The 26,246-nt window shown below is 51.6% G+C and carries 30 protein-coding genes; 29 read left to right on the forward strand and 1 reads right to left on the reverse strand.

All coding sequences use genetic code 11. From position 1 onward, the window contains the following. Positions 1–79: 79 nt before the first annotated feature. From trpE to NR121_RS07500, 20 genes are all read left to right on the forward strand, one after another. On the forward strand, positions 80–1,621 hold the full coding sequence (trpE, locus tag NR121_RS07405) for an anthranilate synthase component I (protein WP_054818288.1): 1,542 nt from the start codon (positions 80–82) through the stop codon (positions 1,619–1,621). Positions 1,622–1,632: 11 nt separating this feature from the next. Beyond that, positions 1,633–2,703 (forward strand): anthranilate phosphoribosyltransferase, encoded by a 1,071-nt coding sequence (trpD, locus tag NR121_RS07410; RefSeq protein ID WP_375162513.1) that lies wholly within the window; start codon positions 1,633–1,635, stop codon positions 2,701–2,703. After that, the gene (trpC, locus tag NR121_RS07415; RefSeq protein WP_054818290.1) at positions 2,693–3,502 is read left to right on the forward strand and encodes an indole-3-glycerol phosphate synthase TrpC; all 810 of its coding nucleotides are present in this window, start codon (positions 2,693–2,695) and stop codon (positions 3,500–3,502) included. Before trpD ends, trpC begins: the two co-directional genes overlap by 11 nt. An 8-nt stretch (positions 3,503–3,510) precedes the next feature. Then, positions 3,511–4,188, forward strand: coding sequence for a phosphoribosylanthranilate isomerase (locus NR121_RS07420; RefSeq protein ID WP_062408852.1), 678 nt, complete (start codon positions 3,511–3,513; stop codon positions 4,186–4,188). Beyond that, positions 4,181–5,386, forward strand: coding sequence for a tryptophan synthase subunit beta (gene trpB, locus NR121_RS07425; protein WP_256831033.1), 1,206 nt, complete (start codon positions 4,181–4,183; stop codon positions 5,384–5,386). The genes NR121_RS07420 and trpB overlap by 8 nt, the downstream gene beginning before the upstream one ends. Next, complete coding sequence (gene trpA, locus NR121_RS07430) at positions 5,373–6,185, forward strand: tryptophan synthase subunit alpha (protein ID WP_074726813.1); 813 nt, start codon at positions 5,373–5,375, stop codon at positions 6,183–6,185. Before trpB ends, trpA begins: the two co-directional genes overlap by 14 nt. 45 nt (positions 6,186–6,230) lie before the next feature. After that, positions 6,231–7,331: a histidinol-phosphate transaminase gene (gene hisC / locus NR121_RS07435; protein WP_054818291.1), complete on the forward strand. Its 1,101-nt coding sequence runs from the start codon at positions 6,231–6,233 to the stop codon at positions 7,329–7,331. Further along, entirely contained in the window at positions 7,328–8,416 is a 1,089-nt protein-coding gene (locus tag NR121_RS07440; protein ID WP_062408849.1) for a prephenate dehydrogenase, read from the forward strand. Before hisC ends, NR121_RS07440 begins: the two co-directional genes overlap by 4 nt. A 444-nt stretch (positions 8,417–8,860) precedes the next feature. Next, positions 8,861–9,454 (forward strand): RNA polymerase sigma factor, encoded by a 594-nt coding sequence (locus NR121_RS07445; RefSeq protein WP_062408848.1) that lies wholly within the window; start codon positions 8,861–8,863, stop codon positions 9,452–9,454. Further along, entirely contained in the window at positions 9,451–10,086 is a 636-nt protein-coding gene (locus tag NR121_RS07450; protein WP_174350384.1) for a zf-HC2 domain-containing protein, read from the forward strand. Before NR121_RS07445 ends, NR121_RS07450 begins: the two co-directional genes overlap by 4 nt. An 81-nt stretch (positions 10,087–10,167) precedes the next feature. Next, the gene (locus NR121_RS07455) at positions 10,168–10,770 is read left to right on the forward strand and encodes a histidine phosphatase family protein (protein ID WP_256831034.1); all 603 of its coding nucleotides are present in this window, start codon (positions 10,168–10,170) and stop codon (positions 10,768–10,770) included. A 133-nt stretch (positions 10,771–10,903) separates the two neighbouring features. Then, positions 10,904–12,022, forward strand: coding sequence for a hypothetical protein (locus tag NR121_RS07460; protein ID WP_054818314.1), 1,119 nt, complete (start codon positions 10,904–10,906; stop codon positions 12,020–12,022). Between the two features lie 111 nt (positions 12,023–12,133). Then, positions 12,134–12,652, forward strand: a complete 519-nt coding sequence (locus NR121_RS07465) for a gamma carbonic anhydrase family protein (RefSeq protein ID WP_054818293.1) — start codon at positions 12,134–12,136, stop codon at positions 12,650–12,652. Positions 12,653–12,697: 45 nt separating this feature from the next. Continuing rightward, entirely contained in the window at positions 12,698–12,889 is a 192-nt protein-coding gene (locus NR121_RS07470; RefSeq protein WP_054818294.1) for an IDEAL domain-containing protein, read from the forward strand. 115 nt (positions 12,890–13,004) lie between these two features. After that, a complete protein-coding gene (locus NR121_RS07475; RefSeq protein ID WP_054818295.1) occupies positions 13,005–13,460 on the forward strand; it encodes a DUF2487 family protein in 456 nt (151 codons plus the stop codon). 244 nt (positions 13,461–13,704) lie between these two features. Continuing rightward, a complete protein-coding gene (locus NR121_RS07480; protein WP_054818296.1) occupies positions 13,705–14,250 on the forward strand; it encodes a Rieske (2Fe-2S) protein in 546 nt (181 codons plus the stop codon). A 19-nt stretch (positions 14,251–14,269) separates the two neighbouring features. Beyond that, complete coding sequence (gene qcrB / locus NR121_RS07485) at positions 14,270–14,941, forward strand: menaquinol-cytochrome c reductase cytochrome b subunit (RefSeq protein WP_054818297.1); 672 nt, start codon at positions 14,270–14,272, stop codon at positions 14,939–14,941. Positions 14,942–15,003: 62 nt separating this feature from the next. Continuing rightward, positions 15,004–15,897, forward strand: coding sequence for a c-type cytochrome (locus NR121_RS07490; protein ID WP_062408844.1), 894 nt, complete (start codon positions 15,004–15,006; stop codon positions 15,895–15,897). Between the two features lie 62 nt (positions 15,898–15,959). Next, complete coding sequence (locus NR121_RS07495; protein WP_074726816.1) at positions 15,960–16,643, forward strand: DUF1405 domain-containing protein; 684 nt, start codon at positions 15,960–15,962, stop codon at positions 16,641–16,643. Positions 16,644–16,688: 45 nt separating this feature from the next. Then, positions 16,689–17,564 (forward strand): sporulation protein YpjB, encoded by an 876-nt coding sequence (locus tag NR121_RS07500; protein WP_074726817.1) that lies wholly within the window; start codon positions 16,689–16,691, stop codon positions 17,562–17,564. Between the two features lie 12 nt (positions 17,565–17,576). On the opposite strand, the gene NR121_RS07505 is transcribed toward NR121_RS07500, so the two are convergent. Further along, on the reverse strand, positions 17,577–18,446 hold the full coding sequence (locus tag NR121_RS07505; RefSeq protein WP_062408842.1) for a YitT family protein: 870 nt from the start codon (positions 18,444–18,446) through the stop codon (positions 17,577–17,579). A 166-nt stretch (positions 18,447–18,612) separates the two neighbouring features. On the opposite strand from NR121_RS07505, the gene NR121_RS07510 reads away from it, so the two are divergent. The 9 genes from NR121_RS07510 (at position 18,613) to panB (ending at position 26,245) form a co-directional block, all read left to right on the forward strand. Next, on the forward strand, positions 18,613–18,942 hold the full coding sequence (locus NR121_RS07510) for a nucleotide pyrophosphohydrolase (RefSeq protein ID WP_054818300.1): 330 nt from the start codon (positions 18,613–18,615) through the stop codon (positions 18,940–18,942). A 97-nt stretch (positions 18,943–19,039) separates the two neighbouring features. After that, positions 19,040–19,558 carry a tetratricopeptide repeat protein gene (locus NR121_RS07515; RefSeq protein WP_062408841.1) on the forward strand — a complete coding sequence of 173 codons (519 nt, stop codon included), beginning with the start codon at positions 19,040–19,042 and terminating at the stop codon, positions 19,556–19,558. Between the two features lie 37 nt (positions 19,559–19,595). Next, positions 19,596–20,396, forward strand: a complete 801-nt coding sequence (gene dapB / locus NR121_RS07520; RefSeq protein ID WP_054818302.1) for a 4-hydroxy-tetrahydrodipicolinate reductase — start codon at positions 19,596–19,598, stop codon at positions 20,394–20,396. 99 nt (positions 20,397–20,495) lie between these two features. Next, positions 20,496–20,915, forward strand: a complete 420-nt coding sequence (locus NR121_RS07525; RefSeq protein ID WP_171005824.1) for a methylglyoxal synthase — start codon at positions 20,496–20,498, stop codon at positions 20,913–20,915. Further along, entirely contained in the window at positions 20,912–21,610 is a 699-nt protein-coding gene (gene bshB1 / locus NR121_RS07530) for a bacillithiol biosynthesis deacetylase BshB1 (protein ID WP_054818303.1), read from the forward strand. The genes NR121_RS07525 and bshB1 overlap by 4 nt, the downstream gene beginning before the upstream one ends. A gap of 36 nt (positions 21,611–21,646) precedes the next feature. After that, positions 21,647–22,813, forward strand: coding sequence for an N-acetyl-alpha-D-glucosaminyl L-malate synthase BshA (gene bshA / locus NR121_RS07535; RefSeq protein ID WP_256831036.1), 1,167 nt, complete (start codon positions 21,647–21,649; stop codon positions 22,811–22,813). 14 nt (positions 22,814–22,827) lie between these two features. Beyond that, positions 22,828–24,138: a CCA tRNA nucleotidyltransferase gene (locus NR121_RS07540; protein WP_254611290.1), complete on the forward strand. Its 1,311-nt coding sequence runs from the start codon at positions 22,828–22,830 to the stop codon at positions 24,136–24,138. Next, positions 24,135–25,106: a biotin--[acetyl-CoA-carboxylase] ligase gene (locus tag NR121_RS07545; protein ID WP_062408838.1), complete on the forward strand. Its 972-nt coding sequence runs from the start codon at positions 24,135–24,137 to the stop codon at positions 25,104–25,106. Before NR121_RS07540 ends, NR121_RS07545 begins: the two co-directional genes overlap by 4 nt. Before the next feature lie 272 nt (positions 25,107–25,378). Continuing rightward, positions 25,379–26,245, forward strand: a complete 867-nt coding sequence (gene panB / locus NR121_RS07550; RefSeq protein WP_074726818.1) for a 3-methyl-2-oxobutanoate hydroxymethyltransferase — start codon at positions 25,379–25,381, stop codon at positions 26,243–26,245. Position 26,246: the final 1 nt, after the last annotated feature.

Genomic DNA, 26,246 nt, shown 5'->3' on the forward strand with positions numbered 1-26,246 from the left:
GACCGCCTCTACTCCATGTAGAGGCTTTTTTGTTTTTTAGAGCAGATGCAAGTCTCAGGTGAGAAGAGGAGAGATGGATATGTACACACCGGAAGTGAAGGAAGTCATCCGGCTGGCGAAGGATTATAACCTGATACCGGTCGTTCGCCATTTGATTGCGGACACGGATACGCCGATTCGCGTGTTTCAGCATTTTTATGAGGAGAATCGGGCGTTTTTGCTAGAGAGTGTTGAGGGTGGCGTCAAATGGGCGCGATACTCCTTCATCGGCACGGACCCTTTTATGATGATCCGGGCCAAGAACGGCGTGACACAGATTGAGGGCCCGGAGGGCCTGAGCACGTCGATGGAGAAGCCGGTGGACGTATTGAAGGCTTATCTCCGTGATTACAAGAGTCCGTCGCTGCCGGATCTGCCGCGCTTCACGGGAGGAGCGGTCGGATTTTTCGGATACGACCTGCTGCAGTATTATGAGAAGCTGCCGAAGCACCGGGAGGACGACCTGCAAATGAACGACATCCAGTTTATGTTCTGCGACCAGGTCATCGTCTTTGATCATTTTAAACAGCAGCTTAAAATCATCGCCAATGTTCATGTCCCCCCGCACGGCACGGATAGCGAGATTATTCAAGCTTACGAAGCGGCTTGCGCCAAAATTGATGCCACGATCGAACGTTTGAAGCGTCCTTTGCCCGCCATGTCCATGACGAATCGGGCGATACCGGACGAAGTCGATTTGGGCGAAGTGAAGTCCAACCTGACGAAGGAGCAGTTTATTTCAAATGTGAATCGGGCGAAGGAATATATTCGTGCCGGAGATATTTTTCAAGTGGTGCTTTCCCAACGGTTTGAGATTGAAACGGACGTATCTCCGCTTCATGTTTACCGCATCCTGCGGACAATGAATCCGTCTCCGTATATGTATTGTCTCAAAATGGACGACGAAGTCATTGTCGGCACTTCTCCGGAGCTTCTTGTCCGGGTCGAGGATGAGAGAGTGGAGACCCGTCCTATTGCGGGAACCCGTCCCCGCGGGCGGACGCCGGAAGAGGATCTACTGCTGGAGAAGGAGTTGCTGGCCGATGAAAAGGAGCGGGCGGAGCATTTGATGCTCGTCGACCTGGGACGCAACGATATCGGCCGCGTAGCGGAATTCGGGACAGTCAAATGCGACACGTTCATGGAAATCGAACGGTATTCTCATGTCATGCACATCGTTTCCAACGTTTCCGGCCAGTTGGCCGCCGACAAGGATTTCTACGATGCGTTCATTTCCTGCCTGCCGGCGGGCACCGTGTCGGGGGCTCCGAAACTGAGAGCGATGGAGATCATCGCGGAACTGGAAAACGAAGCGCGCGGTGCATATGCGGGAGCGATCGGATATCTTGGCTTCTCCGGCAATCTTGATACGTGCATCACGATTCGGACGATCATCTTCAAAAACGGCAAAGCTTATGCACAAGCGGGAGCGGGCATCGTATGGGATTCGATTCCGGAGAACGAGTACGAGGAAACGGTGAATAAAGCCAAACCGCTGCTGAAGTCGATCCGGACAGCCGAGGCGGCATTCGCAACCAAGTCGAGCGAATATGTGCCGATCAACCACGATTATTATCAATAAGCATAATGGGGATGACCCATCATGGGGAGGCGAGTACGTTGGACCAACAGCAATTGACTGTACAGCAAGCGATTCATAAAATTGTCGGACAATCGAACTTGACACGGGCGGAGGCGCGGGATGTCATGTCTCACATCATGGAAGGAGGGGCCACACCGACGCAGATCGGAGCCATGCTTACCGGACTTCGCATGAAAGGCGAGACGATTGAGGAAATCACCGGATTCGCCGAGACCATGCGCGCCAAAGCCAATCGTGTACAAACGAGACGGGAGAATTTATTGGATACGTGCGGAACCGGAGGAGACGGAGCCGACACCTTTAATATCTCTACGACGGCGGCGATTGTAGCCGCGGCGGGGGGCGTCCGGGTGGCGAAGCATGGAAACCGGGCGATGTCGAGCAAAAGCGGCAGTGCGGATGTGCTCGAAGCACTCGGAGTCAACATCCAGTTAAACGAGACCCAGGCGGCTCGCTGCCTTGAGGAGGTCGGCATTTGCTTCATGTTCGCGCAGCTGTATCATCAATCGATGAAGCATGTGGCTGCATCCAGAAGAGAGCTTGGCTTCCGCACGGTGTTCAACCTGCTTGGACCGCTCACGAATCCGGCGGGTGCTGACCGGCAGGTACTGGGTGTGTTTGATCGCGGCAAGACAGAAACGATCGCTCATGTGATGCTGGCCCTGGGCGTGAAACGCTCCTTGGTGGTCGCCAGCCTGGACGGGCTTGACGAGATCAGCATTTCGGATGCGACCCAGGTGACGGAGCTGAAGGACGGCGGCATCCGTACGTTTGAAATCACTCCGGAAGAGCTGGGGCTGAAGGTATACAGCCTCAAGGACGTCGTGGGCGGGGACGCAGCGGTGAATGCGGAGATCATCCGCGGCGTCTTTTCCGGCGCGCCGGGTGCCTGCAGGGATGTTGTGCTGGCCAACGCCGGCGCATGCTTCTATGTGACCGGCTTCAGCGAAACGCTGCCGGAAGGCGTGAAGCTGGCGGCTCAAGTCATCGATTCCGGCAAAGCGAAGGAAAAGCTGGAGCAGTTAGTCCAATATACGGGAGAAGTGAGCCATGTTTCTTGATCGTATTGTCATGACCAAAAAACGGGAAGTTGAACAGCTGAAAGAGAGCATCAACATAGCCGCAATGGAGAAGCGCATTGCCGGGCTTCCCGATTGCCTCGGATTTGAGCGGGCGCTGAGCTCCGGACGCAAACGTTCCATGGGGCTGATTGCGGAGGTAAAAAAAGCATCCCCGTCCAAAGGATTGATTCGCGATGATTTCGAGCCTGTCCGGCTGGCGAAGGCTTACGAGCAGGCCGGGACGGATTGCATCTCGGTTTTGACCGACGTTCAGTACTTTCAGGGCGCTAACGATTACTTAACCAGGGTACGTGAAGCCGTGCAGGTGCCTTTATTGCGTAAAGATTTTACGATCGACCCTCATCAAATCTATGAAGCGCGCTGCATCGGCGCCGATGCGATTCTGCTGATCGCCGCTATACTGACGACGAAGCAAATGAAAGAATTCCATACGATTGCCAAAGATCTCGGGATGGATGTTCTGATCGAGGTTCATGACCGGGAAGAGCTGGAGCGTGTGCTGGAGCTCAACCCGACGATGATCGGGATCAACAACCGCAATCTCAAAACCTTCGTCACCGATCTGGCAACGACGGAGGAGCTGGTAAAGCATATTCCTAAAGGGGTTACCGTCGTTAGCGAGAGCGGTATATCCAAGCCGGAGGAAATCGATTGGCTGCTTTCGGCCGGTGCCCATGCGGTGCTGGTGGGCGAGCATTTTATGCGCCAGCCGGATGTATCTGCTGCGGTTCACGGATTGCTGGGAGCTTACGCCGATGCAGAAGCGGTCAAGGAGTGAAGTATCCGATGGTCAGCGTTAAAATATGCGGGCTGCAAACAGAGGAAATGGCAAAGCAGGTTGCCGGTCTGCCCGTTGATTATATCGGCTTTGTATTCGCAAGAAGCAAACGTCAGGTCACTCCGGGCCAAGCCGCAGCGATGCTCCGCGCGATCCGGACGGCGGAGCACCGGCCGCAGGCCGTGGGTGTCTTTGTCAATCCGGGCCTGGATGAGCTGGAAGCCGTGCTCCGCGAGGCGGCGCTTGACGTTGTTCAGCTTCACGGCCAGGAGAGCCCGGAGTTTTGCCGATCCGTGAAAAAATGGTTTCCGGGCGTCAAAGTGTTTAAAGTGATGGCGATTTCCGCGGCCATGTCATCGGAGAATGCAACAGCGTCCGTCCGCGGCAGCCTGGAGCCTTATCGCGGTTTGGTAGACGGCATGCTGCTGGATACATTCGACCCGATGTACGGCGGCGGATCCGGCAAGACCTTTGCCTGGGAAACGATTCCTCCCTATCAGCAATGGTGCCGTGAAGCGGGTATTCCTCTTCTGGTGGCCGGCGGACTTCAGCCTGACAATGTACGGGGGCTGATCGATCGCTACGCTCCTGACGGTGTGGATGTGTCCAGCGGCGTAGAGGTCGACGGAGTAAAAGATATCGGAAAAATTACGACTTTTGTCGAAAGGGTGAAATCGATTGTTTAACGGACCGGATGAGTATGGCCGATTCGGCAAATTCGGCGGGCGGTATGTGCCGGAAACGCTGATGAACGCATTGATCGAGCTGGAGGAAGCTTTTAAGAAGTATGCCAAAGACGAGAAATTTCAGGAAGAGCTGAATTATTGGCTTCATCGTTATTCCGGACGGCCGACCTCGCTTTATTATGCCGGGCGTCTGACGGAGCATTTGGGCGGCGCGAAGATCTACCTGAAGCGGGAGGATTTAAACCACACCGGGGCGCACAAAATCAATAATGCGCTCGGTCAGGGGCTTTTGGCCAAATGGATGGGCAAAACCAAAATTATCGCCGAAACCGGCGCTGGCCAGCATGGCGTGGCGACAGCTACGGTTGCCGCCCTGATGGGATTTGAGTGCAAGGTGTTTATGGGTGAAGAAGATATGAAGCGCCAGCAGCTGAACGTATTCCGGATGAATCTGCTTGGCACGGAAGTCGTGCCGGTCACCTCGGGCACGAGAACATTGAAGGATGCGTGCAATGAGACCCTTCGCTATTGGGTCAGCCATGTAGACGATACCTTCTATATCCTTGGTTCGGCAACAGGACCGCACCCATACCCGATGATGGTCCGCGACTTCCAGCGCATTATCGGCGATGAAGCGCGCAAGCAGATTCTTGAGCGGGAAGGCCGGCTGCCGGATACGGTCATTGCTGCCGTAGGCGGCGGGAGCAATGCGATCGGCATGTTTTATCCTTTCCTGAATGACGAGAGCGTCCGGTTAATCGGCGTTGAAGCGGCAGGGCGCGGTGTGGAGACCGATAAACACGCCGCCACGATGACCAAAGGAAGCAAGGGCGTATTCCAGGGCTCCTACAGCTATCTTCTGCAGGATGAGTACGGACAAGTGCAGGAGGCTCATTCCATCTCCGCCGGCCTTGATTATCCGGGGATCGGACCGGAGCATTCGTATCTGAAGGACACCGGGCGTGCCGAATATATCCCGATTACCGACCGGGAAGCGCTCGATGCGCTGCAGCTGCTCAGCCGCAAGGAAGGCATCATACCGGCGCTGGAGAGCGCCCATGCGATAGCCGAGACGATTAAGCGGGCTCCGGCCTTGGGCAAAGATCAAATTATTGTTGTCAGTCTCTCCGGGCGCGGAGATAAAGACGTCGAAGCCATCATGAGTTATTTAGGAGGAAATGCCGATGAATCGCATTGACCGGAAGTTTGCCGAACTGCGGGAGCAACAAAAACCGGCCTTTATTCCTTTCCTGACGATCGGGGATCCGGACGTGCGGACCTCGATTGATGTGATCAAGGAGCTTGAAAAAGCGGGAGCGGCTATGGTGGAATTAGGCGTACCTTACTCGGATCCTCTTGCCGACGGTCCCGTCATTCAACGTTCTTCCATGAGGGCCTTGAAAGCGAACCGCATCACCATCCTGGATTGCATCTACGCTGCCAAACAAGCGCGCAGCGAGGGGTGCGAATTGCCGTTTATATTGTTCACTTATTTCAATCCTGTACTTCAAACGGGGCTTGACCGGATTTTTTCACTTCTTCAGGAAAGCGACATCAGCGGTCTGATCATTCCGGATTTGCCTATGGAGGAGGATGAAGAGGTCCGGGCGTTAGCCAAGAAGCACGGGATTCATTTGATTCCGCTAGTAGCTCCGACCTCCAGGGAGCGGGTGCAGAAAATCGCCTCGCGGGCAAGCGGTTTTGTGTACTGTGTATCTTCGCTTGGCGTGACGGGGACGCGGACGGAGTTTCACAGCGGCGTGGATGAGTTCCTGCAAACGGTAAAAGCCTCGACGAATCTTCCCATTGCGATCGGCTTCGGTATTTCCACCCCAGAGCAGTATGCCCGATTTGCCAAGACCTGTGACGGCATTGTCGTGGGCAGCGCCTTGGTGAAAAAAGTGGAAGAAGCGCTGCCGCTGCTGACACAAGATGTAACAAAATCACAAGGCCTCTTGCAAATTAATGAATTTGTGCGAAAATTGATGGGTAACTGATTTCATATTTCTGCTCATCAATCTTATAACGAGGTGACTACCGAAGTGCAGCCTAAACAAAATATTTTACATCTTCCGGTGTATCAACCGGGAAAACCGATCAGCGAAGTCAAGCGGGAGCTGGGGCTTACTGATGTCATCAAGCTGGCCTCCAACGAGAACCCGTTCGGATGCTCTCCGAAAGCGAAAGAAGCCATTGTTTCATTGCTCGATCAAGTCAGCATATATCCGGACGGCGGAGCCGTAGACCTGACGCATGCAGTAGCTGAGCACTACGGCGTAAAGCCGAATCAAATCATATTCGGCGCCGGCTCGGACGAGGTGATTCTGATGATCGCGCGCGCTTTTTTAACGCCGAATGATGAAACGATATCCGCGTTTCCGACGTTCCCCCAGTACAAGCATAACGCGGAAATCGAAGGGGCTACCTTTATCGAAGTTCCCGTGGATGAAAACGGAAAGCACGATCTGAAGGCCATGCTCGCCAAAGTAAACGAACGTACCAAGATCGTTTGGATCTGCAACCCGAACAATCCGACGGGCACCATGTTAAGCGAACGGGAAATCGTATCCTTCATTGAATCCGTTCCAAATCATGTCATGGTCGTTCTCGACGAAGCCTATGCCGAGTACACCGTCAACGAAGAGTATCCGGACAGCATTTCGCTGCTGAATAAATACAAAAATATTGTGGTGCTGCGCACGTTCTCCAAAATATACGGATTGGCCTCCCTGCGCATCGGCTTTGGCATTGGACATCCGGATGTGGTTCGTTCGATTAACCAGGTGCGTGAGCCTTTCAATACCACGAGCTTTGCACAGAAGGCGGGGCTTGCCGCATTGCAGGATCACGAGTTTATCCGCACGTGCCGTGAGGCAAACGCCGCCGGTATCCGGCAAGTGACAGCGGAATTGGATAAGCTGGGCCTGCCGTATTTTGAGGCTCATGGGAATTTTATCATGATCGATGTGAAGCGTCCGGGTCAAGCGGTATTTCAGGGCTTGCTTCAGAGAGGCATCATTGTTCGTCATGACCCGGGCTGGGGCTATCCGACCAAGATCCGCGTAACGGTAGGCAGCGAGGAGCAAAACCGTAAATTCCTTGAGGCGCTGGAGCAAGTATTGAGCGAAGTGGCGGTTTCATGACCAAAATTGCAATATACGGCGTAGGGCTGATCGGTGGATCGCTCGCCCTGTGCTTCAAAGGAAAACCGGGGTTGACGGTCGTCGGTCATTCCGGCAATCCGAGTTCCGTAGAAAAGTATTTGAAACGTGAAGTGGTCGATTATGCTACCACTTCCTTCGAGGAAGCCGCAGAAGGCGCGGATTTTATTTTTCTGTGCGTTCCTGTAGGGAATTTGGAAGAGTACTTGACCAGGCTGTCCAAGCTTCCTCTAAAGCCGGGCTGTGTCATCACCGATGTGGGCAGCACGAAAGCGTCTGTGGCGGAATATGCGTCAAGGCTGAACCTGCAAGGCGTATCCTTTATCGGAGGCCACCCTATGGCCGGCAAGGAAAAGTCCGGGGTCGAAGCGGCAACCTCTCGGTTGTTCGAGAATGCGTTCTACGTTTTGACACCGGACAAGGATACCCCCGAAGAGGCATACACCCGCTTGACCGACCTGCTCCAATGGACCCGGGCGCACATTGTGAAGGTGGATGCCAGGCTTCACGATGAAATCGTAGGTGCTATCAGTCATCTGCCGCATATTATTGCCGTTGCTCTCGTGAATCAGGTGGCGCGCTACAATGAATCGAACGAGCTTTATCAGAATTTGGCCGCGGGCGGTTTCCGCGACATTACCCGGATTGCTTCCAGTGATCCGATCATATGGCGGGATATTCTGATCAGCAACAAAACCGTGATGCTGAATTTGCTCAAGGATTGGAATGAAGAAGTCGGAAGATTCATCAAGCTGCTGGAGACCGGCAACGGCGAAGGGATCGAGCAGGAGTTTCATAAGGCAAACCAATTCCGCGGAGGTTTGCCGGAACGCCGCAAGGGAGTCATCCACTCCTTTTACGATATTTATGTCGATGTTCCGGATCACCCGGGCGTCATCGGTCAAATTACCATGCTGCTCGGCAGCCATCGTGTGAACTTGAGCAACATTCAGATTATCGAAAGCAGGGAAGACGTTCCAGGCGTTTTGAGATTATCGTTCCGGGAGGAATACGATATGGATAAAGCGCTGGAGCTGCTGAAAAAAGATTACACGGTTCACGTGTAATCTTTTTTTTAAAACTGGCAGGAAACGTTTTCAAAAAAACGTTGACTTTTTGTAAACGGATACATATAATAAAAGTACAGTATGGTTTCTCTCCACTCCTATCCGAATAATGGCACAATGTGCAACCGCCTGATGATTCAGGCGGTCTTTTTTTTGTAATTTTCACGAGTTGGCGGACATGTTCATGTTGTAAGCTTCTCCAGCATATCTTATTTTGATAAACTAATCGTAGTATATATTGTACATCTTTATCGGGGAGACCCTATGAAGTTGTCGATAAAGAAGGAATTTTGGCCTTATACCACGAATAGTATAGCATCTAAGAGCAGCAAAGTATCATTTTCATTTTTTTTTCGAAACTACCGCAACTTTTATACTCCCCCTACAGTACAAACAAGTAGTATCGCTGGGAGTAAGCAGGAATCACAAGGAGGGTCGAATTGCATGACCGATTCCCAGTTGATCAGAGAAATCAAGGACGGCAACGTCCAGCTATATGATGAATTAATGCGCCGCTACGAACGTAAGATTTTGGCATTCATCTTTCACATGCTGAAAAGCTCGCAGATGGAATCTCTGGCGGAAGACCTTTGCAACGAAACGTTCTATAAGGCTTATAAAAGCCTTCATTCGTTTCGTGAGGTCGAGGCGACCTTCTCCACTTGGCTGTATACCATCGCGCGCAATACGGTGTTAAGCGAGCTGCGCAAACATAAAAATATAAAGGTTTCCTTGGAGCAAAGCGGATATACGCCTCAAACTTCTTTGGACACGCTCCCGGAACAAACCGTTCTGCGGAACGAGAGAGTTTCTATGGTAAGGGATGCCATAAATAATCTGCCTGAGAAGCAGCGATCCGCACTAATATTGCGTGAATACGACCAGCTTGACTACCAGGAGATTGCCAATATTCTCGGGCAGACGGTAAGCTCGGTCAAATCTTTGTTATTCAGGGCAAGGGCTAGCGTAAAGCTTCAGTTGGAACCATACTTTCTTGAACCGATATTTGAGGAGTATGAGGGGATGAATCGAAGATGAAATGCGAAGACATACATGAATGGTTCGGCGTCTATTGGGATTTGCCGGAGCACGATTTAATAAGGCAGGCGGTGGATGAACATATCAAGCATTGCAAGGCTTGTGAGGAAGAGTTCGAGATCTGGCAGGAAAGCACGCAACTGATTCGTTCTACCGCCAATGATGAGCCTGTCGTGTCATTGGAAAAGTCGGTTTCCTCCAGTGTGATGAAGCGGATATACGAGGATGAGTCTTGGCGAATTCCGGCCCACGACCGGCTGCATCCATTCTCATACAAATTCCGCCGCAACCTTACGGCGGTCATCTCCTTTTGTATTGCGCTGTTCGTCTTCACTTTTTTCTTTTCTCTATCTCATGAGATGAGCATAGATGCTGCTCCTCCTCTTGCTCAAGAGTCCAGCGTATTCGGCCGGTTGGGGGACCCGGTTGTGGTGGCGGCTAGCGGCGGGGGGGAATCGTTGAATGTCCACGCCATGCCAACGGCGGTAGCCAGTCTGAAAGGATTTAACGAGCCGTTCATGTATCGTGTCGGACCGATTCAGACGGTGAATGATTATATGTTGTTCGTCTCGTTGTTCGGTTTGACCTGTACTTTACTGATTATGAACTGGTTGACACGCACCAAAATCTAGCGGACTTCGGACTGGCACTACCGTCCCCCGAGGGCCGTTTCTTTTTTTGACTGAGCTTTTAGAAGGGATGTTGAAGACAGGATGACTGTACTTGGATTCGTAAGGCATGGAACGACAGAGTGGAATCTGGCGGGTCGTATGCAGGGTCAAATGGATACGCCTTTGGCCGAGGTCGGTCGGATACAGGCGCGCTTGTTGGCCGAAAGGCTGCAGGGAGAAGACTGGGACGCGATTATCTCGAGCGATTTGATCAGGGCACGGGAGACGGCGCAGCTGATAGCGGACATTACAGGCTCGCCTTTTATAGGGGTAGATTCGAGATTGCGCGAGAGAGCTTTCGGCCAACTGGAAGGGACGACGACGGAGGATCGCCTTTTAAGATGGGGGGAGAATTGGCGCGAGCTGGATTTGGGCCTTGAAAGTGATGAAGCGCTTCTGGCGCGTTGGCGGTCATTTCTTTTGGATATGGAGCGGGATCATTGGGGGAAACGGATTCTGATCGTCAGCCACGGGGGATATATCGCACCTGTTCTTGCTTCTTTCTTGGGTCAGCCCATAGAGGAGCATTTAAAAAATACGTCTCTGACCGTCATCGAACGTGTAGAAGAAAGCTGGCATTGCCGGCTCTTAAACTGTACCTCTCACTTGGTGAAGCTGGAGCAGGAGCAAGGTCAAAGTATTTGAAACCAACGGGTTCTTATGCAAAGCAAGATGCTGCATGGGAATCCGCTTTTTTTTTGCAATTTTTTTCATATCGCGTTTAAAACCGGAACATTTTCCTATAATGGGTATTAAGAAGTTCTGGAGGGACAGACGCATGAATCTAGCCGACATGTTAAGCTATGCGGATATCCATGAGCTGAGCCGCATCGCCGTTACGTATCATTGCGAGTGCAACGGCCATTCGAAAAATGAGCTCATCCAGTCGATCTTGTGTGCGGTAGGACGGCGGGAGGTTTTCGATACTCAGGTTGAAGCCTTATCGATCGAAGACATCCGTTTTCTCAACTCGCTCTTGTTTGACCAGCGCGGGTCATTCAGCTTGGAGGAGCTGATTGCCCGGGTGCAGCAAAGCCGATTTACGAAGGATGACGAGAACACGGCTTGGAATCCGCGCGAAATGATTTCACGCTTCAAGCAAAGGGGATGGTTGTTCAGCGGATATTCCCATCAAACGCGATACTTGTTTCAATTGCCCGCCGATTTAAAAAGCAGATTCATTCTCGTACTGGCCAGGCAATTTCAGCAAAAGCTTCAAACGACCGAAGAGCCGCCCGTCTACCGGGACGAGCAAAGATTTCTGGCGGAGGACATCTGGAGCTTTCTTCATTTTCTCCGGAGTCAGGAAGTCATTCTTACTGCTGAGAATGTCATGTACAAACGCAATCTCCAGCAGATTCTGGAACGCTTGGCGGTCAGGGAAGACCCTGTGGGCAAAACCGCATGGAGATTCGGCTACGGCAGAATGTTCCGTGAGTATCCCAATCGGTTTTCTTTTATTTACGATTACTGCTACTACAACGATTTGATTACGGAACACAACCAGGTGCTGGCACTCACAAGCAAAGGCGAAGCGAAGGTGGACGAAGGCCAAAAAGACGACCCGTTCCAAATTTACCGTTTCTGGTTAAGGCTGTATAAAGGCCCTATTCCCAACCTTCAATCGTTGGTCCATTGGTTAAGCCGTTTAGGCAAATCATGGGTTACCTATCATTCGCTAAGAGAGGTGTTGACTCCATTGATTCGGCCTTACTACTACGATACGGCCGATTCGATCCTGGACCAGCGGATTATCCAGATGATGATGCATCTTGGACTTTTGAGGATAGGCGAGGACGAAAGGTGGGGACGCGTCGTTCAGGTCACTAAGCTGGGCAGTCACATTATTGAAGGAACGTATGTGCCCGACGAAGAAAAGATTACCATTGATGTTTGACAATTGACAATCTTTGAAGGTCTTGCTACAATCACTCCAAAAATCGAGGCTGCTGTATCGCGGCGGAGTATCCGGCCTTCACAGCGCCCTATCCAAGGAGTGTAACGGTTCATGCTGCACAGTTATAACGGTATTCTGCCCCAGATTCATCCAACGGTGTTTCTGGCGCCCGGTGTACAAATTATCGGTGATGTTATTATCGAAGAAGGGGCGAGCATCTGGTACAACACCGTGCTTCGGGGAGATTTGGCCCCCATTCGGATCGGAAAGCGAAGCAACATTCAAGACGGCTGCATCGGCCATGTGAATACCAATCAGCCCTTGATCATCGAAGATGAAGTGTCCGTAGGACACGGTGCCATCATTCACGGATGCCATGTAGGCAAAGGCACATTAATCGGGATGGGGGCGATTGTACTTAACGGCGCTTCCGTCGGTGAATATGCTTTAATAGGGGCAGGAACGCTTGTGACCGAGAACAAAATAATCCCCTCGTACACGCTTTCTCTCGGATCGCCGTCAAAAGTGGTTCGGGAGCTGCAAGAGAAGGATCTGGAGCGGATGAAGCGGACGATGGAGAGCTATTGCGTCAGAGGTTCTGAGTATCTGAGGGGCAGCCTTAAGCAGTAAGTGGTGTAAATGGATGATTATGACCCGGTTTGGAGGTAGGTTCTTATGGGCAAAATGAACGTGACAAACGACATGATGCTGAGTTTGTTTGCAGAAATGTTGCTTGACGAAGCGCTGCGTAAATACAAAGAGGAAATATTATACGAAGAAATAGATCAGGCATTGGCTAATGGTGACGAACAATCCTTTATTGCCCTAACGACCGAACTGAATACACTGAGAGACTTGGGTGAATGAATCCGGAATAAATAGAGCTAGCGCCAATGATGACATTTCTTTGAAAGACATATGAAGATAGTTCATATGTCTTTTTTTCTGTGCTAAAGTGATACAGGGAAAGAAGGTGAAATCATTGAAATTTAGCGACATTGAGGAGCAGACATGGGACGAGCTCCGTCCGTATCTGGATACGGCGGTACTGCCGGTTACGGGATTAAACGGAGGGGAGACGCCTTGGGAGGCCACCAGGGAACTGGAATATTTACGCGATGCGCTCGACTTGATTGAGATTCCGTTCAAAGGCCGTATCGTAACGTATCCCGCCATGCATTTTGCAAGCGCCACAAGGCAGGAGTCTGGCAGCTTGCTGCTGGACCAGGTCTGTGAAGGCCTCAAGAAAACCGGCTTTCGGTTCGTTGTTATCGTAACGGCCAAGTCTGAACCCGAGTTTGGGGAAGGGTTCCTTGAAACGAAACATGCCGATTTGGTTCTGCGTTTTACGCCGGAGGAACTCAGAGTTTCCGGCAGCGAATTGAAGCGCCAAGCGGCGGAATTGATGGCAAACCTGTGGAATGGAAGTCTGACCTAATGACGCATGTATGATTCATGGAAATGTTGAGAATTCTATGTAACAGCCTGGCACATTACCCAACATCGCCAGTTGTGACAATTTCGTTACATGTAGCTTCGACACTTCAGATTACACCTAGGAATAAGCAGACTCCATTCTTGACGCCCATTGAGGTGTAGGCTATTATTAGTAATGTCCTAGTGTATGGTGTAAAGTTATGTCGAACGACTGATATATGTTGCAAAAAGGGGGTAGAACGAGAATGAACGATCACACGAATCAAGAGACGCAGCATCACGGCGATAAACCAGTCAAACGTCGTGAAATGTCCAGACGCCAGTTTCTTTCTTACACCCTCGGTGGAGCAGGAGCATTCATGGGCGCAGGGATGCTGGTTCCGATGGTTCGCTTTGCAGTGGATCCGGTTCTTCAGCCTAAGTCGCAAGCTGAATGGGTAAAGGTTGTGGAAGAGTCCAAAGTTACGAACGAGCCGAAATCCTTCAAGTTCCAAGTGCATCAAGTGGACGGCTGGTACGAAAGCAGTCCTGAACTCGAAGCATGGATTGCAAAAGGTCCGGACGGCAAAATCTTTGCCCTGAACCCGACATGCAAGCACTTGGGCTGTACGGTAAACTGGAATGGCAGTCCGCAATTCCAGAACCAGTATTATTGTCCTTGTCACGGTGCGCATTACACAATTGACGGAAAAGCATTAGCCGTAGCGCCACTGCCGCTCGACGAATATGAAGTGAAGATCGAGAACGGTTTTGTGTATGTTGGTCAGCTCGGACCTAATAAACGGGTGTAATAAGGAGGCGTAGCATCAGATGTTTAAAGCGGTTTATAACTGGATCGATGAACGCCTGGATATCACGCCGATGTGGAGAGACGTAGCGGACCACGAGGTGCCGGAGCACGTTAACCCGGCTCATCACTTCTCCGCTTTTGTATACTGTTTCGGCGGCTTGACGTTCTTTATCACAGTTATACAAATTCTGTCGGGCATGTTCCTGACCATGTATTATGTGCCGGATATCATCAACGCTTATGCAAGCGTAGACTATCTGCAGCATAAGGTGGCTTTTGGCGTGATAGTACGCGGGATGCACCATTGGGGCGCCAGTCTCGTTATTGTCATGATGTTCCTACATACGCTTCGCGTGTTCTTTACTGGATCCTATAAGGCTCCCCGGGAAATGAACTGGGTTGTCGGGATGCTGATATTCTTTGTCATGCTGGGTCTTGGTTTGACGGGATATTTGCTGCCTTGGGACAATAAAGCTTACTTCGCAACAAGCGTTACGCTTAAAATTGTTGAATCCGCACCGTATATCGGTCCATATTTAAAAACCCTCCTGCAAGGCGGGGAAATCGTAGGGGCGCAAACGTTAACGAGATTCTTTGCATTGCACGTGTTCTTCCTTCCGGGCGCATTATTGGCTCTGCTTGCAGGACACTTCTTCATGATTCGCAAGCAAGGTATTTCCGGGCCGCTATAAGATTTCCGTAAAATTTGCAGCTTACGGTTTTCTACCAAGAAAACGAGAAGGAGGAGCGTTCCGTGGCTCATGGTCATAAATCGGACGAGAAAATCGTTTACGTTGGGGATTCACGCGTTCGAGTAAAATCGACGAAATTGACTCCGCAAGATTTTTCTGCTTACCCTGGAAAATCGGAAGTATTTGTTCCGAACTTCCTTTTGAAAGAATGGATGGTCGGCGTTGTCGTGCTGGTTGGTATTTTGGCTCTGACCGTGTCTCATGCGGCTCCGCTCGGCTATCCTGCTGATCCGACGAATACACAGTTCATTCCGATGCCGGACTGGTACTTCCTGTTCATGTATCAGCTTCTCAAATACCCGTATACTTCGGAAAATTTCGTGGTGCTGGGTACCGTTGGTGTTCCGGGTATCGCGTTCGGTGCTTTGCTGTTGGCTCCGTTTCTGGATACGGGCAAGGAAAGACGCTTTTACAAGCGGCCGATCGCATCCGCTTTAATGTTTTTGAGCTTGATCGCTTGCACCTATTTGACGGTCGTGTCCTGGAGCCACTATCAGGCAGAGCTCAAGGAGAAAAATATTATTCCGGAGCATATCAAACGTGAAGAAGAAATGCACGCCAACAAAGGCACATCAGGCGGCGCAGGCGGGGGCGGAGCGAAGCCGCCCGCACAGCAAGCCGCTGCAATTGTAGCTCCTGATGATCCGGCAGCGCAAATTTATGCGAAGTCGACTTGCCTTTCCTGTCATGGCGGGGACTTGAAGGGAATGCCTTCGGCCAAAATCCCGGCGCTTCGCGGAGTGGGAGACCTTCACTCCAAGGATGAGATTTTGGGAATTATCCATAACGGTATTGGTCAGATGCCTGGACAATATGATGCCAACATTGGCAAAGGTCTGACACCGGCCGAAATCGAACAGCTTGCGGATTGGCTCTCCAGACAGAAAAAACAATAACAAGATAAAACCTGACCGCTAATGCGGTCAGGTTTTTTTAGAAAGAAGAGGAGGAGTCATTGTTGTCAATCAGGGGCTGGACTTACTTTTTCTCACGCGAGTTTCTGGGCAGCCGGCAGATGCTGTGGACCTTGTTTTGGGTGAACTTCCTTGGTACGATTTACGGATACATATGGTATGGCAATCAATTAAAGTTCACCGCAGAAAACATGTCTCCGCTTTATCTTCCCTTTGTCCCGGACAGCCCTACGGCCAGTTTGTTTTTCACTTGGTTTCTGCTGATTTTGCTGCTGAGAAGAGCGAACGATAAAGATACCGGACGGAAGCCGTCTGGCGGATTACGAAGTTTTGTAGAGGCTTTTGCCGTTATTACTTCATTTAAATACGGGATATGGGCAGTAGCCATGATCATGGCAGGAGCGTACCAAGGGGACCGGCTGGTTTGGCAGGATTGGATGCTGACGTTTTCACATCTGGGGATGGCGATGGAAGTATTGCTGTACTACCGTTTTTACCGTTTCCGATGGATGGCGGTTCTTTTCGCAGCCTGCTGGGTGCTTCTGAACGACATCATGGATTACGCCGTCGGCATTTATCCATGGCTCCCGGAGGTGCTGGAGGATGATCTGACTCCGATCGCCTCTTTTACGATGTTGTTAAGCTGGGCCAGCATTGCCGTGGCTTTGCTTCTCTGGAGATGGAGGGTACGGAAGGAACGGAAGGAGACCGGTACAAAATCGGTCTAAATTTGGACATCCTCCCATACGATGTTTTTAGGAGGGGATGTACCAATGTTCGGAGCTTACAACGTGAAGCGGCTCGGTCTGATCATAACGGCGCTGCTCGTTGCTGCTTTGCTCGGCGGCTGCAGCGGGAATGACAAGGACAAAAATGAGGCGGAGGCGCCAAAGCCTTCCCAGGAGCAGCTTCAGAAGGCCGATCTGTTGAACCGTACTGCCGATGATATGTATCAAAAACTGCTGCAGGGAGAGGTAGAGGATAGCCGAATCGTATTGCAGCAGCTGACAGACCAAATATCTCAAATTCGTTATGAGGGATTGACTTCGGCTGAAGGAATGACCGCTCTGACCCAAACCGTTACCGATGCACAGCGCATTTTTGGTTTGGCCAAGGTTCAGCCTGAAGATCGGCAAATCGCCGCGGCAAAGGTTCGGCTGGCGGCCGATGCGCTAACACACCCCACCCAGCCGTTATGGCTTCAATATTACGACCGTCTTCAGGATGACGTTACCGGTGTGGAACAAGCGGCTAAAAGCCAAAGACAGTCGGATTTACAATCGGCTTCCTCCCGGTTAGAGCATAATTACAGCATTGTGCAGCCCAGCCTGGTTATTGGACGGATGCCCTCCGATGTGGAGAAAATGGATTCGCTTGTCGCGTTCGTCCGGTCACAGTCCCTGCTTCAGGGCGAACCGTTCGATGACGTGCTCAATGCCGTCCCTGCCATGCGGCAAATGCTGGACAAACTGTTTATGAGACAGGCAACAACAGCCTATCTGCCTTATCCGGAGCCGCAGAATCCGATTCTGTGGACGCTGACGTTCGGGTTGATCATTTTGAGTTCACTTGCTTTTGCCGGGTGGCGGCTCTCCAAAAAGAACGACGGTCTTGTGCCGGTTCGCCGCAGCAATGACGATACGCGTTAGTTCAATATGGACTTATTTAGGCTTGAAGCCTTCTCCAACGACATCGTGTACCTCCGTTATGATAATGAATGCGAGAGGATCGATGGAACGGACAAGGTCTTTAAGCCTTTTCATTTCACTGCGGGCCACTACACAGTAAACAATATGCTTCTGCTGTTTGGAATAAGCGCCCACAGCCGGTAATAATGTGGCTCCCCGATCGAGTGATTCCGTAATGGCGGCGGCGACAGCTTCCGACTGGTGGGTAATAATGGTGAAAGCCCTGGCGGCATATGCTCCTTCAATCAGAATGTCGATCATCTTGGAAGCGATGAAAACAACAACAATCGTATACAGGATTTTCTCTTTCGGCAGGAAAAAGAGAGAGGAACCAATCACGATAACGTCCATCGTCAGGATAATCTGCCCTATACGCCAACCTTTCAGTTTATGGATGACCCGGGCCAAAATATCGGTCCCCCCGGTTGTTCCTCCAAAACGGAAGACGATGCCCAGGCCCAATCCCAGTGTAAATCCGGCATAAGCGGTGACCAGAAAGTAATCGTGCTCCGTCCGAAAGGGCACAAGCCAACCGCTGCCGATCAGCCGTTCCATGATCCAGAGAAAAAACGACAAAGAAAGTGTACCTATGATGGTGTATGCCATGGAGGATTTTCCTAATATACGCCAGCCCAAATAAAACAGCGGAACATTCATGCAGAGCGTGGTCAGGGATGGCGGAAAACTGAAAATGTAGTTCAAGAGCAGCGCAAAGCCGGTCAGCCCTCCCTCCATCAGTTCATTCGGAATGACAAAATAATGAAGCCCGAAAGCATATACGGCCGTCCCGATCCAAATCGGGATGATGTTTTTGGCATGGGTGGAAGCTTCAGAAAACCGCATGATTCAACTCCATTCGTTTCAGATGAACATGAAATTCGGTATAATATAACGGTTCCCTTCTTTTTCAAAAAAAATTTGTCATGACGGCGTGTTTTGCGTTAACATGATGATAATGCGCTCTTATGGATAGAGAATGATTTAATGAAGGCAGGTGAACGTTAGGATCATGTCCGATAAATCGTTAAAGGACCTCCAGCAGGAGGTGCATGAATACATATCCCAATTTAAAGAAGGGTATTTCAGTCCCTTGGCCATGATGGCCCGAATGTCGGAAGAGGTTGGGGAGCTGGCCCGGGAAGTGAATCACCGATTCGGGGAGAAGCCGAAAAAAGCTACGGAAGAAGAGAACTCCATCGAGCTCGAACTGGGCGACATTTTGTTTATCACGATTTGCTTTGCCAACTCCCTGGGGATTGACCTTGCCGAGGCACATGACAAAATCATGCATAAGTTTCGCACGCGTGACGCCGATCGGTGGACTCGAGTGGACACTTAACTTCATCTTTGTCATATAGTGTACCATCACCTTATATGCTGCAGACCTCGTCCAGGAGGGAACATGCTTCGGACGGTTTGGAGAGGAGATGGTCATTATGGACGGGGAGAACGCCATAAAAAAAGCATATGAATCGATATTACAGCACGACTTCGAAAGGGCGATTGCATGGTTTGAACGCGCGATTGCCCTGGACCCGCATTGTGCGGCGTATCATTATAAGCTGTCCATCACATTTGCCCGCAGCAATAAGCTCGATAAAGCGATTGGTCATGCGGCGCAGGCCGTTCGGCTTGAGCCGGAGGATGAGCATTATTCGTTTCACCTGCAGCATCTTCAGGCCAGGAAATTGATATTGCATGCTGAAAGGCTGTTCGAGGAGCAGGATGAACGCTTGTGGTTGGCCGTCGCGCTGCTTCAACAGGCTGTGGAGCTTGATCCCCTGGCCATTGAGGCATTCCTTCTGCTGGGTATTGCGTATTATCGCCTTGAGGAATACAGTTCGGCGGTGAAAGCGGTCAAAGAACTTTTGAAGCTGGACCCTCAGCACGCTATAGGCAAAAGACTGCTTAAAGATTATGATTTAAAATGGAAACAATATATGAACAAAGGATGAACTCCAAATCGCAGGAAGAAAGGAACGAAACAACGAAATGACTCGAATTAAAGTTGCTGTGGCCGGTGCAAGCGGCCGTATGGGACGTGAAGTCGTAAAGATGGTGCTTGGCGATCCCGAACTGGAATTAGTGGCGGCGGTTGCACGCTCTACGACAAATATGGATGCAGGAAGACTTGTTGGTCTGGAGCCATGCGGCGTTCAGGTTACGAATGATTTGGAGCTGGCGCTCGTCGAATCAAAGCCGGATGTGCTGGTCGATTTCACGACTCCCCAATCGGCTGTTGTGAACACAAGGCTGGCCATCAAGCACAAAGTTCGCCCTGTAATGGGAACGACGGGCTTTACTCCTGAAGATATAGAGGAGCTGGACAAGCAGTGCAAAGCGGAAGGCATTGGCGGGCTCATCGCGCCTAATTTCTCGATCGGTGCCATTTTGATGATGAAATTTGCCGCTCAAGCAGCGAAATATATGCCTCATGTAGAAATTATCGAGTACCATGGGGATCAGAAGCTGGATGCTCCGTCGGGTACCTCGGTAAAAACCGCTGAATTGATCTCCGAAGTGCGCGAGGAGCTCCGCCAAGGGAATCCGAAAGAGGAAGAGACGATTGAAGGCGCACGCGGCGGTTATTACCAAGGCTTCCGAATTCACAGCGTTCGGCTTCCGGGCATTTTTGCCCAGCAGGAAGTCATTTTTGGCGCCTTCGGTCAAACGCTGAAAATCCGCCATGACTCATACGACCGCGCGGGCTACATGCCCGGGGTGAACGTTGCCGTCAAAAAAGTGATGGAGTATGCGGGCATGGTGTACGGATTTGAGCATTTTATCGATTAATGAATAATGAGGAGGACATGGATCAGGCCGCAAGGTCCGTTCGAGTGTCCTTGTTTGTAGGGAAGCGGCAGAGCAGAAGAGGAGCTGGATGACATGCCTATGAATATTGCACTGATTGCACATGATCGCAAGAAGGATGAAATCGTTAATTTTGTAACGGCTTATGAATCTGTCTTTGAGCAACATCGTCTTTATGCCACGGGAACGACGGGAACACGCATTATGGAGAAAACCAAGCTGAACGTGCACCGTTTTATGTCGGGGCCGCTTGGAGGCGACCAACAGATCGGAGCCATGGTAGCCACCAATGAGATGGATCTGATTATTTTTCTGCGCGATCCGTTGATGGCTCAGCCTCATGAGCCGGATATTATCGCGCTGCTCCGGCTTTGCGACGTGCAGGGAATCCCGTGTGCGACGAATATTGCAACTGCTGAAATACTGGTCAAGGCACTGGATCGGGGAGATTTTGCCTGGAGAGAGCTCGTACATAAATATAAGCCGGGTGTAGACGGATGAAAGAATCGTTGGACTTGCTCATATTCGGCGCTCATCCGGACGATGCTGAAATCGGAATGGGCGGCACCATCGCTAAGCATACGGAGCAAGGGCTCCGTGTCGGTGTTTGTGATTTAACTTCAGCTGAAATGTCTTCCAACGGAAACGTGGAAACCCGACGTAAAGAAGCGGCGGAAGCGGCGGAGCGGCTTGGGCTTGCGATGAGGAGCAATCTGGAGCTCCCGGACCGCGGTCTTTATCTGCTGCCGGAATATGTGGAGCGCATTGTGCTGGAAATTCGCAAATGGAAGCCTCGCGTCGTATTCGCTCCTTATTGGGAGGATCGGCATCCCGATCACATCGCGTGCAGCAAGCTGGTGCAGGAAGCTTTGTTCAATGCGAAGCTTAGGAGGTATATACCGCATGTTCCGGCGCATACGGTTCAGGAGAGCTACTTTTATTTTATTAACGATGTCATTCCGCCGGATGTCATGGTAGACGTAACCGCTGTCTATGAGAAGAAGCGCTCTTCACTGAAAGCCTACCGCTCGCAATTCGAGGCGGCAGGCGCCGGGAATGATTACGTCCATACCCCGCTAAATCAGGGCTACCTGGAGCGGGTAGAGGCCAGGGATCAGCTGCTTGGCCAGCAGCGTTCGGTGCCTTATGCCGAAGGCTTCATCAGCAAACTGCCTTACTTGACGAATTTGTTTTAAGACGTATATCGATTGTGATCGAGGGAGGCGCGCAGGATGGAACGGTTGAAAATCGGAATTACGTGCTATCCTACGTTGGGCGGTTCAGGAGTCGTAGCCACAGAACTCGGAAAGCTGCTTGCGGAGAAAGGGCACCAGGTTCATTTTATAACCCACAGCATGCCGTTCAGGCTGGGAAAATTCCATAAAAATATTTTTTATCATGAAGTGGAAGTCAACGACTATTATGTATTCAAATATCCGCCTTACGATCTTTCGCTCGCGAGCAAATTGGCGCAGGTGGCAAAGCAGGAGGAGCTGGATTTGCTCCATGTGCATTATGCGATCCCTCATGCCGTCTGTGCGCTGCTCGCAAAGCAGATGGTGGGTTCTCACCTCAAGGTGGTCACGACGCTGCATGGGACCGATATTACCGTGCTCGCCGAGGACGAGTCTCTCAGTGATTTGATCCGGTATGCGATCAACCAAAGCGATGCGGTGACGGCGGTTTCCCAGGATTTAATCCGGGAAACGCGCCAGCTGCTCGGGATTGAGAAGCCGATTGATCTGGCCTACAACTTCGTAGACAAACGGGTGTATTATCCGCGGGAGGTTACGGCGCTTCGCAAGGAATTCGCCCACCCGGATGAAAAAATATTGATCCATATCTCCAACTTCCGACCGGTAAAACGGGTGATGGATGTGGTGGACATATTCGAACGGGTTCACCGGGACATACCGGCCAGATTGCTGTTTGTCGGCGAAGGGCCTGAGCTTTCCAAAGTACTGTGCAAGGTGAAGGAGTTCGGTCTCCAGGAACGCGTCACATTTTGCGGCAAACAGGATGATGTGGCGCAGCTTCTGTCGCTTGCCGATCTTATGCTGCTTCCCTCGGAAAAGGAAAGCTTCGGCCTGGTGGCGCTGGAGGCCATGGCCTGTGGAGTGCCGACCATCGCATCGAATGCCGGCGGCATCCCCGAGCTCATCACACACGAGGAAACCGGATATTTGGCGGACATTGGCGATGTGGAGCAGATGGCTTCTTATGCACGTATGCTGCTGACGAACAACGAAATGTATCAGCGCATGAGAGAGGCTTGTTTGTATCGTGCGAGATATACCTTCTGTAACGACTTGATTACACGCCAGTACGAAGAACTTTATTATCGGGTGCTCGAACGCCCTGTACCTGATGCTTTGAGCGCAAAACCTCTGCAATGTTGAAAAGGAAAACGGAAATGATGACCGAATCGTTAAGAGAAAAAGCGATGACCATTGTTCACCGGCTGACGGACAAGGGATTTGAAGCCTGCCTGGTAGGCGGCTGTGTCAGAGACGAACAGCTTGGCCGTCCTGTCAAAGATTATGATATTGCTACATCGGCCAGACCCGAGCAGGTTATAGCGCTGTTCGAGCGGACCGTACCGACAGGATTGCAGCACGGGACCGTCACCGTCATAATCGGCAAAAGGCCTTTTGAAGTCACGACCTTCCGCAAGGAGGCTGACTATGAAGCGTTCCGTCGCCCCAGCGAAGTGGAATACATCGACAGCTTGCTGGAGGATTTAAAAAGGCGGGATTTCACCATGAATGCCATGGCTATCGACCGCGAAGGCCGGCTGATCGATCCTTTTGGCGGCAGAGCCGATTTGCAGCGAGGCGTGCTTCGCTGTGTCGGAGAAGCGGAAGAAAGATTTCGGGAGGATGCGCTTCGCATGCTGCGGTGCATTCGTTTTGCCGCGGAGTATAACCTGCAGGTGGACGGACCGACCTGGGAGGCGCTGATCGCCTGCATGCCTCTTCTGCGGCACATTGCCATGGAGCGCGTGCGTTTGGAGCTGGAGCGGATGCTGGCAGGAAACGATCCGAATCGGGCGCTCGAGCTGCTCTCTCGGTCACGGGCCCTGGAGCATGTAAAACGGGAGCTAAAGCTTGCGGCAGCCATAAGGCCCGACAGCATCACCGATTTAAAACGGATTGCCCGTGATGAGCTCCGGTGGGCCTACCTTTATCTCCGTGCAGGCGTCTCTCCTGCTGAAGCTGCAGAAGATATGAAAACCTTGACCTTTTCCAAGCAAATGATGGAGGAGATCAAGCGGACCGCGGCGGCTGCGGATATGCTGGCACACGGGCTTGAGCGGCTGGACCGCTCTTCTGCTGAAGAGGAAGAGTACAGACGGCTGTGGCTGCGTACCGCTTTACAGTATGGCCGTGAAACGCTTCGAGGCATCCGGGAATTGATGGCTGCTGATGCATTATGGTTTGCAGCGAGGTGCAGCAGTCCGCTGGCCGCCGGGGCGGTTACGCGGTGGTGCGATCACGGACACGGTTGGCTTCAGACGATGCCTGCAGGAGAGTTATCGGAATTATCCGTTACGGGACAAGCTGTACTTGAGCGCCTGAAGGCGAAATCCGGACCATGGACCGGCAAGCTGCTGAACCGTTTGCTGGAGCTAGTCGCCCTTGGAGAGCTTCCGAATGAAACGGAGGCGCTGCTTCAGACGGCGGAGCGGGAATATGTCACGATGCAGAAGAAGGGGACCCTATGACCGATCGACTACTGGAGCTGTTCGAGCAGTCGAATGGAGCTTTTCTGTCGGGGGAAGAGCTTAGCGAACGATTGCAAATCAGCCGGACCGCCGTATGGAAACAAATCGAAAGACTGAGGCAGCAGGGGTATCGCTTTGAGGCTGCACCGCGCAAGGGGTACCGTTTGCTTGCGAAGCCCGACATATTCGATCTGCCTGCTTTTATCGGCAAGCTGCAAACGGAGCGCTTCGGAAAGCATGTCAAATATTACGATGAAGTGGATTCCACCCAAACGGTTGCTTTATCGCTGGTAGCGGAAGGGGCCCCTGAAGGAACGCTTGTTCTGGCTGAGCGCCAAACGGCGGGCCGGGGCCGGATGGGCAGACAGTGGCACTCTCCGAAGGGCAAAGGTCTTTGGATGAGCATGATCCTGAGGCCGAAGCATATCCCCTTATCGTTCACTCCTCAGCTCACGCTTCTGGTTTCCGTTGCCTTATGCCGTGCCATCCGCGCTATAGTCCCTGTGGAGGCCGGCATCAAATGGCCCAATGACTTGCTGATCGGCGGACGAAAAGCGGCCGGGATTTTGCTCGAATCCAGCGCGGAGAATGAGACGCTTCAGCATATTATTGCCGGTGTAGGCATCGGGGTCAACCTGGAACCGGACGATTATCCCCCCGAGCTGCGTAATGTGGCTACATCGCTCTTTATCGAGGCCGGATACCGGATTGACAGAGTGGAGCTGCTTTGCCGCTTTTTGCTGGAATGGGAGCAGTTGTATGCCCTGTACCATGAGCAGGGATTTGCCCCTATAAAGCTTCTTTGGGAGGCACTGTCAGTATCGCTTCATAAGCCGATTCGCTGCCAAACCGCACAAGGCCTTGTCGACGGGTACGCTGAGGGGATTGACGAGCTGGGGGCACTTGCGATCAGACTGCAGGACGGGACGATCAGGAAAATGTATTCAGGCGATGTCGAATTCAGGTGACTTTTCATGTAATGATTGGTATAATCAACACACGGAGGCAGTATCCGGCCGGAATTGCACTCCTGCGTTTTGTGTTTTCCCAACTGAAAAGCTGCTTTATGCTATATGTCGGATTCTGCTCTGAGCCTAACCGGACCGAGACAGAAGGATCATATGACACAGAACATGTGACCTTTTAGCCTCTGCTTTCCCGGCTAAAAGGTTTTTTGCTTTTGCAACAATCCGGCCGTTCTTTGAAATACTATGAACAAAAAGGTGGACGGAGGTGCTTTATGGAAACACGTAAACCGATAACGACGGCGAAACTGCAAAAAATGAAGCAGGACCGGGTTCCGATCAGCATGATGACGGCCTACGATTATCCATCCGCCATGCTGGCGGAGCAGGCAGGCATCGATATGATACTGGTGGGAGATTCGCTGGGCAATGTGGTGCTTGGTTATGATTCGACCATTCCGGTTACGCTGAATGACATGATTTATCATTCCAAAGCGGTGACGCGAGCGGTGAAGACGACCTTTGTCGTAACGGATTTGCCTTTTATGACCTATCACGGAAGTATCGATGAAACGTTGAAGAACGCGGCCAGGCTAATGCAGGAGGGGCACAGCAAAGCGGTAAAAATGGAAGGCGGCACGGAAATCGTGCCAGCCGTGAAAGCCTTGGTGCAAGCGGGGATTCCCGTTATGGGACACATCGGTCTGACTCCCCAATCCATCCATCAAATCGGAGGCTATAAGATCCAGGGGAAAACCCCCGCGGCTGCACAAAAGTTAATGGATGATGCGAAGGCATTGGAGGAGGCCGGAGCCTTTGCGATTGTGCTGGAGCTGGTCACCGATCAGCTTGCGGCACATGTCACCGAACAGCTTTCCATCCCTACGATAGGCATTGGGGCAGGCGCTTCCTGTGATGGCCAAGTCCTAGTATTTCACGATTTACTCGGGTATGGAGGAGAGCTGCATCCGAAACGTTTTGTCAAGCAGTACGCGTCGATAGGCGAATTGATCCGCAGCGGCATCCGCCAATATGTCGATGAAGTGAAAGGACGCCGCTTCCCGGCTCAAGAGCATACGTTCCGTATGGAAGAAGAATTTGCGGCAAGCTTGTACGGAAGCGCTGCTTCCCCCAGAAGTTAAA

It is taken from the genome of Paenibacillus sp. Pae15, from assembly GCF_024519685.1.
Taxonomy (GTDB): domain Bacteria; phylum Bacillota; class Bacilli; order Paenibacillales; family NBRC-103111; genus Paenibacillus_G; species Paenibacillus_G naphthalenovorans.